Origin of the sequence: Flavihumibacter fluminis (assembly GCF_021491375.1) — a bacterium.
GTDB classification, from domain to species: Bacteria; Bacteroidota; Bacteroidia; order Chitinophagales; family Chitinophagaceae; genus Flavihumibacter; species Flavihumibacter fluminis.
Window position 1 is genome coordinate 421,963 of sequence record NZ_JAKEVY010000002.1, and the last position, 12,657, is coordinate 434,619.

Genomic DNA, 12,657 nt, shown 5'->3' on the forward strand with positions numbered 1-12,657 from the left:
TTGGTTGTTTTAGGATAAAAAAAACGATCCGCCTTTTTGGAGGCGGATCGTTTGCAATGCTTTTATGAAACCAGATTACATACTGTTACCACCTCCTGTTATGACAGGAATAATCACCACCACCACAATAATGACTGCAGCGAAAAGGCGAATAATAGATGTGATAGTAACGTTGTTCATCTGTTCAATGATAAACGAATGTACTAACTACATCGAAACAAAAAAAAGAACTATTGATTATTTTTTTAAATAATCGTTGACTTCCGCAACTCAATGTTTTCCGGGTGCAGCTCGGTTGGGATCTTGTCCTGCACCAGGTCTGCCACCAGTTCACCAATAGTGGAAGTGAAATAAAAATTCATCGGGTCAATGTCTTTTGTTACAAAACCATTGTCCAATGTCCATTGTACTGCTAATCTCACTTTTGTTGCTTCTTCCTTCAAACCAAAATGGTCCAGCATCATCGCTGCCGATAAGATTGAACCCAATGGGTTGGCAATATCTTTTCCGGCTGCTGCGGGATAAGAACCATGAATCGGTTCAAACAAAGCTCCTCCATTTCCAATGGAAGCAGAAGGCAATAATCCCAGGGAGCCGGTTAATACACTGGCTTCATCACTGAGAATATCACCAAACATGTTTTCTGTAAGGACCACATCAAATTGCGCCGGATTCAGAATGAGCTGCATGGCAGCATTATCAACAAAGAGAAAATCGACGGATACATCCGGGTACTGCGACTGCATTTCACGCACCAGCTTTCTCCAGAGTCTTGATGTTTCCAGGACATTGGCCTTATCTACGAGGGTTAATTTCTTTTTACGCTGGCGGGCTGCCTGAAATGCGAGATGGGCGATCCGTTCGATTTCATTCTTCGTATAGGCGCAATCATCAGAGGCCATATTGCCATCAGCTGACAATGTCTTGTTTCCAAAATAAATACCGCCGGTTAACTCACGGTAAATGATGAAATCTACTCCTTCCAGAATTTTTGCTTTGACAGGTGTGAGATGCTGGAGAGCAGCATAGGTAGTAACCGGACGTATATTGGCGAAAAGTTGTAAGGATTTACGCAGCTTCAGTAAGCCCTGTTCCGGACGTACTTTGGCATTAGGATCATTATCATATTTAGGATGCCCGATGGCTCCGAATAAAATAGCATCGCTGTTCAGGCATAATTCGATGGTGCTATCCGGAAGAGGATTACCTGTTTTATCGATTGCATCTGCACCCATCAAACCATATTCATAATGAAAATGATGATGAAATTGTGCAGCAACGGCATTCAGCACATGAATGGCCTGCCGGGTTACTTCCGGACCGATTCCATCTCCTGTTATAACGGCTATTTTCTTATCCATTTATTATTGCTGCTTATGAAACGGCCAGTGTATGAGCTTTTGCCAGGGTATTCAGGTCCTCATCGCTTACTTCTTTTTTTGTATCGGCGATTTCAAGGAAACGTGCATATAGTTCATCAATGTCGTTGCGGTTGAACTGATGTCCCAGTTTCTGAAAGCGATAGGCCAGGGCACTGCGGCCGCTGCGCGCAGTCAGCACAATTTTGGAACTATCTGCTCCTACTTCTTCCGGCGCAATAATTTCATACGTAGTAGTGTCTTTCAGGAATCCGTCCTGGTGGATACCAGAGGAGTGAGAGAAGGCATTTGCTCCAACAATCGCTTTATTAGGCTGAACCGGCATGCGCATGGTATCTGCTACTTTGCGGCTCATCGGGTTCAGTTGAGTTGCATTGATTCCGGTGAAGAAACCCATACTACTATGTTGTTTGATGATCATCACCACTTCTTCGAGAGCAGTATTACCTGCTCTTTCACCGAGACCGTTGATGGTACATTCGATCTGGCGGGCTCCGGCAATGATACCTGCAATTGAATTGGCAGTGGCAAGACCAAGATCGTTATGACAATGGCAGCTGAGCACCGCTTTATCCACATTGGGAACATTATTAATCAGGTAAGCGATCTTCTCACCATACTGGTGGGGAAGGCAATACCCGGTAGTATCTGGAATATTAACAGTAGTGGCACCTGCTGCGATCACTGCTTCCACCACGCGCGCCAGGTATTCATTATCAGTTCTACCGGCATCCTCTGCATAAAACTCTACATCATCTGTAAAGTTGCGGGCCCATTTTACACACTGGATGGCACGCTGCAGGATATCTTCCCGGTTGCTGTTGAATTTGGATTTGATATGAAAATCAGAAGTACCGATCCCGGTATGGATGCGCTTGCGGGCGGCGGGTTTCAGGGCTTCTGCAGCTACTTCAATGTCTTTCTGCACAGCGCGACTTAATCCGCATACCACTGTTTTTTTCAGGAGTCTGGCGATCTCATGAACCGCATCAAAATCTCCGGGAGAGGAGATAGGGAAACCTGCTTCAAGTATGTCCACGCCCATGGCTTCCAGTTGGAGGGCCAGCTCAATTTTTTCAGCTTTATTGAGTTTGCATCCGGGAACCTGTTCGCCATCTCGAAGGGTGGTGTCGAAAATGAAGATTTTTTGATCCATAAATCGCGTGTGTTTTAGGTAAAAAGGCAGGCACCGTAAGCGGGTTCTGCTTGCTATAAAGCTGCATTACGGCAACCTGCTTTTCGAAAGTACCGATAGGGGCATGCGAAAAGAAATCAAAATGCCTCGTATATTACAGCGCTTAATGCCCCATAAATCGGCTGAAACCCACGCCAGATAAGGATTTAAAATTAGATTAATTACGATGCCCAACAGATCCATAGATCCGCTGTTTCAACTGATCAAAACGTTGGAAAAGTCCGAAAAACGGAATTTTAAGCTCTATGTGACCCGGAATACCTCATCGGACAACCTGAAAATCATTGAATTATTCGATGCGCTGGACAAGCTGTCGGACTATGATGAAGCCCAGCTGCTCAAAAAAACGCCGGGTATCAAGAAACAGCAGTTAAGCAACCTGAAAGCCCATTTATACAAGTCGATTTTATCCAGTTTAAGGCTGATAAAGGATGATCAAAACATTGATATTCAATTACATGAGCAGATGGGTTACGCCCGCGTGCTCTACAATAAGGGTTTGTATCACCAGAGCCTGAAGATACTGGACAAAATGAAAGACCTTGCCCGGCAACACCACCAGGTGAGTTTCCTGGTCCAGGCCCTGTTTTTCGAGAAAAAGATCGAGGCCCTTCATATTACCCGAAGCAGTGAGCACCGGGCGCAAAGCCTGGTAAAGGAGTCGGAGGAAGTGGTAAGCCGGATCAAGGCTATCAACAACAGTTCGAATCTCTCGCTAATGCTGTACGACTGGTATATCCGGCATGGCCATGCCCGGAACCAGCAGGATGCGGAAGAACTGAATGCCTTCTTCCAGCAGCATATGCCAGAGCGGGTTCGGCAATTCAGGGGATTTTATGAAGAGCTCTATGTAAGCCAGAGTTATTGCTGGTACGCCTTCATTCGCCAGGATTACCTGCAATACTACCGATACACTTCCAAGTGGGTTGAATTGTTTCAGCGGCATCCGGATATGATCAAGGTGGAAACCCTGCAATACATCAAAGGATTGCACAACCTGCTGAGCGCCCATTTTGATTTAAAAAATGAAGAAGGGTTTACTAAAACACTAAAGCAATTTGAGGAACTGGAACAGACGGAATGGGTGCAGCAAAATGATAATAACCGGATTCAGGCATTCGTGTACCTGCAACAGGGAAAAATTAACCAGTATTTCATGACGGGCAGGTTTACGGAAGGGTTGACCATTGTGCCGCATCTGGAAGAAAAACTGCAGGAATACCAGTTGCAGTTGGACAGGCACCGGGTCCTGGTTTTTTACTATAAAATTGCCTGTCTGTATTTCGGTAGCGGCGATAATGAAAAAGCTATTGATTACCTGCAGAAAATCATCAATTGGAAACTGGATCTGCGAACCGATTTGCAATGTTATGCACGCCTCCTGCATTTGATTGCACATTATGAACTGGGAAATTTCGACTTGCTGGAATACCTGGTAAAATCCGTGTATCGATTCATGGCGAAAATGGGTAGTCTGAGTATTGTGGAAGAAGAGATGTTCAGCTTTATCCGGAAATCTTTTCAGTTTGCTGCCGGTGATGAACGACCTGCTTTTCAGCACCTGCTGGATCGCATCAAACCCTACGAAAATGATCCCCGCGAAACAAGAACCTTTTCCTACCTGGATGTGATCTCCTGGCTGGAAAGTAAAATTGAAGGCGTGCCGGTTCAGGAAGTGATCAGAAGAAAATACCTGGCAAGTAAGCGCAAGAAATGAGCATTTGAGTTGGATTCCCAAGTGATTTAAGCAAACTGAAATGGCCTTTCAATGCCGCGCCAAAATCGGTTTCGTGGTAAGGTATTCCCTCTAAGCGAAGCGTTTCTTTTATGCGTTTCGTCAATTCCCGGTAATGAATGTGGCAGATATTAGGAAATAAATGATGCACGAGATGTGTGTTCAATCCACCACTGAGGTAGTTTAATACTGAGCTGTTGGTGGATGCATCAACCGTAGAATAGATTTGCCACAATGCCCAGTGATCCTGATTTTTCAAAGCGGATGGAGTGGCTGCTGTGGATGCTGTTTCGTTGATATGCGGAACAATCAATACTAGTAGCATCATCGCGCCGCAAATGGCCATGCACATGAAACAAAGCAACAATACAATCCACCACTTGTAGGGAAGCACAAACAATGGAATCAGATAACTGATAACCAGGAACTGCAGTTTTATGTAGATAAGTCGCGGCAGAGAAATGCCGGATGTTTTGCCACGGATACCATCCTGCTTTCTCAACTGCACATACAAAACAAAATCTTTCACATACACGATGTAAATGCCAAATAATCCATACAGGACAGGTGCATACAAATGTTGCAACCGGAAATAATTTCTATACGGATAATTGGCGTGTAATCTTAGCAAAGGGCTCTCAGCAATATCGGTATCCTGGTGGGGGATGTTGGTATAGATATGATGTGCATGATGATGTTTGATTTCCCAGATGATTTTGCTGATGCCAAGCAAATTCCAGGAATAACTGAGCAGTTTATTGGTGGTTGCATTCGGAGAAATAGCCTTGTGGGATGCATCATGCGCCAGATTTACAACCAGCAGGGTAGTGCCTAATATGAAAAGGAAATAAAACAGGAAGGCCAGTCCGATTGACAAGGATCCCCAAACTAACAGTCCTGTATAACCGCCAATCATCAGTATTGCCATAACTGCAATCTTGCTCCAGTACTTTTTGTTGGCGTATCGGGTGGTTTTATTTTCTTCAAAAAACTCCCGGACAGTGCTTTTCAGGGTACGGTAAATATGAATCTTGTGGTGGGTATTCATAATGCCGTTTTTAAGGTTAAAATGAAGCTGGTTGGATTGGTGTTTAAATTTCTTACCTTTTAACTGCTTTACAATCATTAAATCTATCTGATATGAAAAAGAATGCAACGCTTCTTCTGTTCAGTTTATGCCTGCTCTCTTTTTACAGCCAGTCGCAGGGGAGGTTAGAGCGTAAAGAAATGAAGGCTGTATCATTGGAAAACAATCCTGCGGGAGAGTCGGCCAATCGAATGGTTTCTGTTTACCTGCCGCCCGGTTATGATAAATCCGGTACGCGGTATCCTGTTATCTATTTTCTGCATGGTTTTTCCACATCTGATACAGACATCACAGGGTGGTTTCAACTTCAAAAGATGATGGATAGTGCCATTGCAGCGGGACAAACAAGACCTGTTATTGTTGTTGTACCCAACAGTGATACTAAATACAGAGGTAGTTTTTATACCAACTCGGCAGTGGGAAATTGGGCCGATTTTATTACGAAGGATCTAGTAAACTGGGTGGATCAGCAATATCGTACACTGCCATCAGCTTCTAATAGAGCCATAACAGGGCATTCAATGGGAGGCAATGGCAGCCTGAAATTGGCTATGCAAAACCCGCAGGTATTTTCAATGGTATATGCGTTGAGTCCTGCTGTATTAAACTGGCATGGCGATTTCAATTTGAATAATCCAGCCTTCAAACGGTTATCAAAATTACAGGCAGATTCAAAATTGAAGAATGCGGTGGATAGTATCTATAAAGAAGATAACTGGCAGTCTTTTTATTCCGGCGTTTATGCTGCCATGGGAATTGCTTATTCCCCTGATCCAACCAGAAAATCTTTTCCTGTTTTATTGCCGGTTACTTACATCGGTGACAGTGCGGTCTATCATCCCGAACGAATCAAAAAATGGGAGGATAACTTTCCATATTTTATGATCGAGCGTCATTTGGCTGAATTACGAAAACTAAAAGCAATTAAACTGGATTGGGGCCGAAATGAAGATTTTGCTCATATTCCGGTTACCGCACTGGCATTCAGCAAGAAGCTGGAAGCCTATGGTATTGAACATGAGGCCGAGGAATACATAGGAGATCATGGTAATAGGATTGGCGGATTCCAGGGACGTTTTTTTACTGAAGTACTTCCTTTTTTCGAGCGGAACTGGTCACAAAAGCAGTAATTCCTGATTCAATTGATTCAATTCCATCGATACATAATCGACTGATAATGCATTCATTAGTAGTTGAATTACGTAGGATGTACGAAGGATGTACGAAGGATGTACGAAGGATGACAAGAATTTGATCAGAAAATGGCACTAAAACAGGAAAAACTGGTACTTTATTGATGATTTTGGTTAAAAAAAGCATAAGATGGGAGCTGATTTCAAAAAATAATCAGCTCAAACAGTAAAATAATCGGCTCAAATTCCCATGAAATCGGCTCAAAACTAGAGCTCACTTTTCAACCGGGCGTATTTCAATTCCTCTTCCTCCAGCCAGAATTCCCAGTGCGGGTTCATGAAATCATCGGTTTCATGGATCCAGCGGCCACCGCCAAGAGGAGCAATCAATTCCTTCAGGAAAGATTTGATTTCCGATTTGCGCTGCTGAAAAGCAGCCTTACGATCCTGCAGGGCGGTCAGTTCATCATGCACCTGCTTGATAGCCAGGATTTCTGAATCAGTATAGGTTTTGTCTGATTTCCGCAGTATCAGTTGGTGATACCGGGCTTTTACATTCTTAATATCCTTGTCCAGCGAACCGGCCTTTTTGTCCTGTTCAAACAGTTCCTGTACCAATACCTTTAAGTCAACCGGCTGGGCAGGGGAGGAAACAGGAGTAGGGTAAATCACAGAGGCAGGGTGGGAACTGGCAATTTTGAGGGCTTCAGACATAAGATCGGATATTATGCCACTTGAACGTTCAAAAATCCGGCTTGGTATCCTGGCCCGGTCTATTCATCGATTAATTTTATAAATTGACTTTATTGGATACATTCCTTACCTTTGCCCACTATTTAAGTTGGGAAAAATCGGTGCATTTCATATAACGCGTTGAAAATCATCCTGTTTCGTTTGGCCGGAAAAGGGCTCTGAACGAACGGGATCTTGTATGTAGTACCATCAGTACCAACCGGGTAGTATCCATAAAACACAATCTGTAGTATATATATGGCTATCAAAAAAGAAAATCGTCCCAGGTCCAGTTTCTCCAAAATCACTATTGGACTGGCTTCACCCGATTCCATTCTGGAAAAAAGTTACGGTGAAGTGTTGAAGCCTGAAACCATCAACTATCGTACGTACAAGCCTGAAAGAGACGGTCTGTTCTGCGAGCGCATCTTTGGTCCGGTTAAGGATTACGAATGTGCCTGTGGAAAGTATAAGCGGATCCGTTATAAAGGTATTGTCTGCGACCGTTGCGGTGTGGAGGTTACGGAGAAGAAGGTTCGTCGTGAGCGCATGGGACATATCAAGCTGGTAGTTCCAGTAGTGCATATCTGGTATTTCAAGAGTCTGCCGAACAAAATCGGTTACCTGCTGGGTATGAGCTCCAAGAAACTGGAAAGCATTATTTACTACGAAAGATTTGTGGTTATCCAGCCGGGTATCCGTGCGGATAAAGGACAAAACGTAGGTGACCTGCTGACAGAAGAAGAGTACCTGGATTTGCTGGAAACACTTCCAAAAGATAACCAGTACCTGCCGGATGAAGATCCCAACAAATTCATCGCCAAGATGGGTGCGGAAGCAGTGCATGACCTGCTGGCCCGTATCGATCTGGATCAGTTGAGTTACGACCTGCGGAATGCAGCAGCCACAGAAACTTCTCAGCAGCGTAAGGCAGATGCCCTGAAGCGTCTGAGTGTTGTGGAAGCTTTCCGTGATGCCAATAGCAGAATCACCAACCGCCCTGAGTGGATGGTAATGCAATATATTCCTGTCATTCCACCAGAACTGCGTCCCTTGGTTCCCCTGGATGGTGGTCGTTTCGCGTCTTCTGACCTGAATGATCTGTATCGCCGGGTGATTATCCGGAACAACCGTTTGAAGCGTCTGTTGGAGATCAAAGCACCTGAAGTAATCCTTCGTAACGAAAAAAGGATGCTGCAGGAAGCAATTGACTCTCTGTTTGATAACAGCCGTAAATCAAATGCGGTTAAAGCAGAAGGCGGACGTGCACTGAAATCTCTTTCTGATGTATTGAAAGGTAAGCAGGGACGTTTCCGTCAGAACCTCCTCGGTAAACGTGTTGATTATTCTGGTCGTTCTGTAATTGTGGTAGGACCTGAATTGAAAATGCACGAATGTGGTCTGCCGAAAGATATGGCGGCTGAATTGTTCAAGCCATTTATCATTCGCAAACTCATTGAGCGCGGTATTGTAAAAACTGTAAAGAGTGCCCGTAAACTGGTTGACAAAAAAGAGCCGGTGATTTGGGACATTCTTGAAAATATTCTAAAAGGGCACCCGGTAATGTTGAACCGTGCCCCAACGCTGCACCGTCTTTCTATCCAGGCCTTCCAGCCTAAACTGATTGAAGGTAAAGCGATCCAGCTGCACCCATTGGTAACTACAGCCTTCAACGCCGACTTTGACGGTGACCAGATGGCGGTACACGTACCACTGAGTAATGCAGCGATCCTCGAAGCACAGTTGCTGATGCTTTCTGCTCACAACATTCTGAACCCGCAGAATGGTACACCAATTACCCTGCCTTCACAGGACATGGTACTCGGACTGTATTACATTACCAAAGGGAAGAAATCCACCGAAACTGAAAAGGTTCGTGGAGAGGGCATGAGCTTCTATTCTCCGGAAGAAGTAATCATTGCATACAATGAGGACCGCATTGATCTGCATGCGCCGATCAAAGTGAAAGTGAATGTGCGTGATGCAAAAGGAAAACTGGAGAAGAAACTGATTGAAACTACTGTAGGTCGCGTACTGTTCAACCAGTTCGTACCTGTTGAAGTAGGATATGTGAATGCGTTGCTGACTAAAAAATCGCTGAGAGACATCATTGGTGATATCATCAATATTACCAACGTTCCCAAAACAGCGAAGTTCCTGGATGAGATCAAGCAACTCGGATTCCGTATGGCCTTCCGTGGAGGTTTGTCGTTCAACCCGCAGGATCTGATCATTCCGGATGTGAAAGGTCAGTTGCTGGAGAATGCCAAAGCTGAAGTGGATGAAGTATGGGATAACTATAACATGGGTCTGATCACCAATAACGAACGTTATAACCAGATCGTAGACATCTGGTCAAGGGTGGATACCCGTATCACGGAAACCCTTATCCGCGAAATGCAGAATGACAAGCAGGGCTTCAACTCTGTTTACATGATGCTGGATTCCGGTGCCCGTGGTTCGAAGCAGCAGGTTAAGCAGCTGGCAGGTATCAGGGGTCTGATGGCCAAGCCGCGTAAGAGTGGATCTACTGGTTCTGAGATCATCGAAAACCCGATCCTCTCCAACTTTAAAGGTGGATTGAACGTATTGGATTACTTCATTTCAACCCACGGTGCGCGTAAAGGTCTGGCGGATACGGCTCTTAAAACAGCGGATGCTGGTTACCTGACCCGTCGTTTGGTGGATGTTGCCCAGGATGTGGTGATCACTGAAGAAGATTGTGGTACACTGCGTGGTATTGCAACCACTGCGTTGAAAGATAATGAAGACATTATCGAACCACTGAAAGACAGAATTGAAGGACGTTACAGTCTGCATGATATTTTCGATCCGATCTCTGAAGAACTGCTGGTATCAGCAGGTGAAGAGATCTCTGCCTTCACTGCCCAGCGCATTGATGATTCAGGAATCGAAACAGTTGAAATTCGCTCCGTACTTACCTGCGAAAGCAAGCGTGGTGTGTGTGTGAAATGTTATGGTAAGAACCTGGCAACCGGTTACACGGCGCAGAAAGGTGATGCGGTAGGTATCATCGCTGCACAGTCTATCGGTGAACCTGGTACACAGCTTACCCTGCGTACCTTCCACGTGGGTGGTGTTGCAGGATCTGCTTCTGTAGAATCCAGCCTGCTAGCGAAATTCGATGGCACCATGCTGTTTGATGGCCTGCGTACTGTAACCACAGAGAACCAGGAAGGAGAGAAGGTAGAGATCGTAATTGGTCGTACCGGTGAAATTCGTAACATGGATGTGGAGAACGATCGCCTGCTGAATGTGGTGAACATTCCTTATGGTGCAACGCTGGTGGTGAAGAATGGTCAGAAGGTGAAGAAAGGAGATGTGATCTGTACCTGGGACCCTTACAACAACGTTGTGATTGCGGAAATTCCGGGTGTGGTGAAATTCGAGCACGTAATTGAAGGTATCACCTATCGCGAAGAGTCGGATGAACAAACCGGTCACCGCGAGAAAGTGGTAATCGAAACCAAGGATAAAACCAAGATTCCTTCTATCCTCCTCGAAGGAAAAGAAATCAAATCTTATAACCTCCCGGTTGGTTCTCATATCATCATGGATGAAGGAGAAGAGGTGAAAGCCGGACAGGTACTGGTGAAGATCCCGCGTGTGCTTGGAAAATTGCGTGATATCACAGGTGGTCTGCCACGTGTAACGGAATTGTTTGAAGCACGTAACCCGGGTAACCCTGCGATCGTTTCTGAAATCGACGGTGTGGTAGCATTTGGTGCCATCAAGCGTGGTAACCGTGAGATCATTGTAGAAGCAAGAGATGGTGTAACCAAGAAATACCTGGTACCGCTGACCCGTCAGATCCTGGCTCAGGATGGTGACTTCGTAAAAGCGGGTGTGGCACTGTCTGATGGTCAGATCGCTCCAAGTGATATCCTCTCTATCAAAGGACCATTTGCAGTACAGGAATACGTGGTGAATGAGATCCAGGAAGTATACCGCTTACAGGGTGTGCGTATCAATGATAAACACATTGAGGTGATCGTTCGCCAGATGATGAAGAAAGTATCCATTGTTGATCCGGGAGATACCAAGTTCCTGGAAGACGATACAGTTGATAAGTTCGACTTCATCGAAGAGAATGACTGGATATATGATAAAAAGGTAGTAACTGATCCGGGAGAAAGCACAAGAATGCGTGCCGGTCAGATTGTGAACCTGCGTGAGCTGCGTGAAGAGAATTCCATCCTGCGTCGTTCTGACAAGAAGCTGGTGGAATATCGCGATGCACAATCTGCAACTTCTCATCCGTTGTTGCTGGGTATTACCAAGGCGTCTCTGGGTGTACAAAGCTGGATTTCTGCAGCTTCCTTCCAGGAAACTACAAAAGTGCTGAGTACTGCAGCGATTAATGGTAAAACTGACGACATGATGGGACTGAAGGAAAATGTGATCACTGGTCACCAGATTCCTGCCGGTACCGGATTGCGTGATTTTGAAAACATGATCGTAGGAAGCAAGGAGGAATATGAATTGCTCCAGACTACCCGCGAAGCCATGAATTTCGACGACGAAGAATAATCCTTATAACAACTTTAAGTGCCTGATACTGCCTTGTATCAGGCACTTTTTCTTTTACTGATACAAGATTTTTTTGTGATGTTCACACAAAGCGTTAAAATTAGGCTGAAATTAAAAGGTCAGTAAAAGGTTCTGCCAAATCCCTTAATTTGCCGTTATCAAATACTATTTCATGAAGTATCTTTCTCTGGTTTTAAGTGCTGTTGCTACCCTGATTAGTGGTTATTTATTGGTTCAGCATACAAGTAAAAAATCCGGTACCAGCGATTCTGGTGCAAGTACTGAGGCTGCTGCCGGATCTGCTGCTGAATTTAAAATCGCCTACTTCGACATCGATTCATTACAGAACAAATACGAGTATTTTAAAGATGCCCTGGCCCAGTTAAAGGCCAAGGAAGAAAATATGAATAAAGAGCTTTCCGGATTGGAACGTTCTTATCAGAAAAAAATCAATGAATGGCAGCAACAAGGTGCCAGCATGAGCCAGTCGCAGGCAGAAGCAGTTCAGCGTGAATATGGCCAGATGCAACAGAATTACCAGCAGCGTCGGCTCACCCTCGAGCAGCAGCTGGAGAACCTGAAAATGGATTACAAGAAAAACATTAAGACTAAAATTGAAGAATACCTGCGTGAGTTCAATAAGGACAAAGGATATGCCTATATTATTTCCTATGAACCCGAACTGATGTTTTACCGGGATACCGTTTACAATATTACCGATCAGATCATCCAGGGGTTGAATGCGGAGTATAAGAAGGGGGAGGAGAAGAAGTGAGAAAAAGTGAGACGTGAGACGTGAGAAGTGAGAGGTGAGAAGGCATGGAAGAGGAAACAATGGATACGGG

8 protein-coding genes are annotated in these 12,657 nt (G+C 44.8%); 4 read left to right on the plus strand and 4 right to left on the minus strand.

Annotated elements, in window-relative coordinates:
* Nucleotides 1-245 precede the first annotated feature (245 nt).
* Together leuB and L0U88_RS08070 are read right to left on the minus strand one after the other, a co-directional pair.
* On the minus strand, nt 246-1,361 hold the full coding sequence (gene leuB, locus L0U88_RS08065) for a 3-isopropylmalate dehydrogenase (RefSeq protein ID WP_234865369.1): 1,116 nt from the start codon (nt 1,359-1,361) through the stop codon (nt 246-248).
* Between the two features lie 13 nt (nt 1,362-1,374).
* Nucleotides 1,375-2,535 carry a 2-isopropylmalate synthase gene (locus L0U88_RS08070; protein WP_234865371.1) on the minus strand — a complete coding sequence of 387 codons (1,161 nt, stop codon included), beginning with the start codon at nt 2,533-2,535 and terminating at the stop codon, nt 1,375-1,377.
* A 205-nt stretch (nt 2,536-2,740) separates the two neighbouring features.
* Between L0U88_RS08070 and L0U88_RS08075 the strand changes: the two genes are divergently transcribed.
* Complete coding sequence (locus L0U88_RS08075) at nt 2,741-4,291, plus strand: hypothetical protein (RefSeq protein ID WP_234865372.1); 1,551 nt, start codon at nt 2,741-2,743, stop codon at nt 4,289-4,291.
* On the opposite strand, the gene L0U88_RS08080 is transcribed toward L0U88_RS08075, so the two are convergent.
* Nucleotides 4,254-5,357: a fatty acid desaturase family protein gene (locus tag L0U88_RS08080; RefSeq protein ID WP_234865373.1), complete on the minus strand. Its 1,104-nt coding sequence runs from the start codon at nt 5,355-5,357 to the stop codon at nt 4,254-4,256. The two genes, L0U88_RS08075 and L0U88_RS08080, sit on opposite strands and share 38 nt — an antisense overlap.
* A 92-nt stretch (nt 5,358-5,449) precedes the next feature.
* On the opposite strand from L0U88_RS08080, the gene L0U88_RS08085 reads away from it, so the two are divergent.
* Nucleotides 5,450-6,526 carry an alpha/beta hydrolase gene (locus L0U88_RS08085; protein ID WP_234865375.1) on the plus strand — a complete coding sequence of 359 codons (1,077 nt, stop codon included), beginning with the start codon at nt 5,450-5,452 and terminating at the stop codon, nt 6,524-6,526.
* 270 nt (nt 6,527-6,796) lie between these two features.
* Here the strand turns inward: L0U88_RS08085 and L0U88_RS08090 are convergent, their stop codons facing one another.
* Nucleotides 6,797-7,243 (minus strand): hypothetical protein, encoded by a 447-nt coding sequence (locus tag L0U88_RS08090; RefSeq protein WP_234865377.1) that lies wholly within the window; start codon nt 7,241-7,243, stop codon nt 6,797-6,799.
* A 276-nt stretch (nt 7,244-7,519) separates the two neighbouring features.
* On the opposite strand from L0U88_RS08090, the gene rpoC reads away from it, so the two are divergent.
* Both rpoC and L0U88_RS08100 read left to right on the plus strand, forming a co-directional pair.
* Entirely contained in the window at nt 7,520-11,812 is a 4,293-nt protein-coding gene (gene rpoC, locus L0U88_RS08095) for a DNA-directed RNA polymerase subunit beta' (RefSeq protein ID WP_234865379.1), read from the plus strand.
* 172 nt (nt 11,813-11,984) lie between these two features.
* Entirely contained in the window at nt 11,985-12,587 is a 603-nt protein-coding gene (locus L0U88_RS08100) for an OmpH/Skp family outer membrane protein (protein WP_234865382.1), read from the plus strand.
* The last annotated feature ends 70 nt before the right edge of the window (nt 12,588-12,657 follow it).

What these genes read in the sequence shown, in the direction of transcription:
- L0U88_RS08070 (WP_234865371.1), bottom strand. Translation starts at nt 2,535, where the DNA reads ATGGATCAAAAAATCTTCATTTTCGACACCACCCTTCGAGATGGCGAA.
- L0U88_RS08090 (WP_234865377.1), bottom strand. Translation starts at nt 7,243, where the DNA reads ATGTCTGAAGCCCTCAAAATTGCCAGTTCCCACCCTGCCTCTGTGATT.
- leuB (WP_234865369.1), bottom strand. Translation starts at nt 1,361, where the DNA reads ATGGATAAGAAAATAGCCGTTATAACAGGAGATGGAATCGGTCCGGAA.
- L0U88_RS08085 (WP_234865375.1), top strand. Translation starts at nt 5,450, where the DNA reads ATGAAAAAGAATGCAACGCTTCTTCTGTTCAGTTTATGCCTGCTCTCT.
- L0U88_RS08075 (WP_234865372.1), top strand. Translation starts at nt 2,741, where the DNA reads ATGCCCAACAGATCCATAGATCCGCTGTTTCAACTGATCAAAACGTTG.
- rpoC (WP_234865379.1), top strand. Translation starts at nt 7,520, where the DNA reads ATGGCTATCAAAAAAGAAAATCGTCCCAGGTCCAGTTTCTCCAAAATC.
- L0U88_RS08100 (WP_234865382.1), top strand. Translation starts at nt 11,985, where the DNA reads ATGAAGTATCTTTCTCTGGTTTTAAGTGCTGTTGCTACCCTGATTAGT.
- L0U88_RS08080 (WP_234865373.1), bottom strand. Translation starts at nt 5,357, where the DNA reads ATGAATACCCACCACAAGATTCATATTTACCGTACCCTGAAAAGCACT.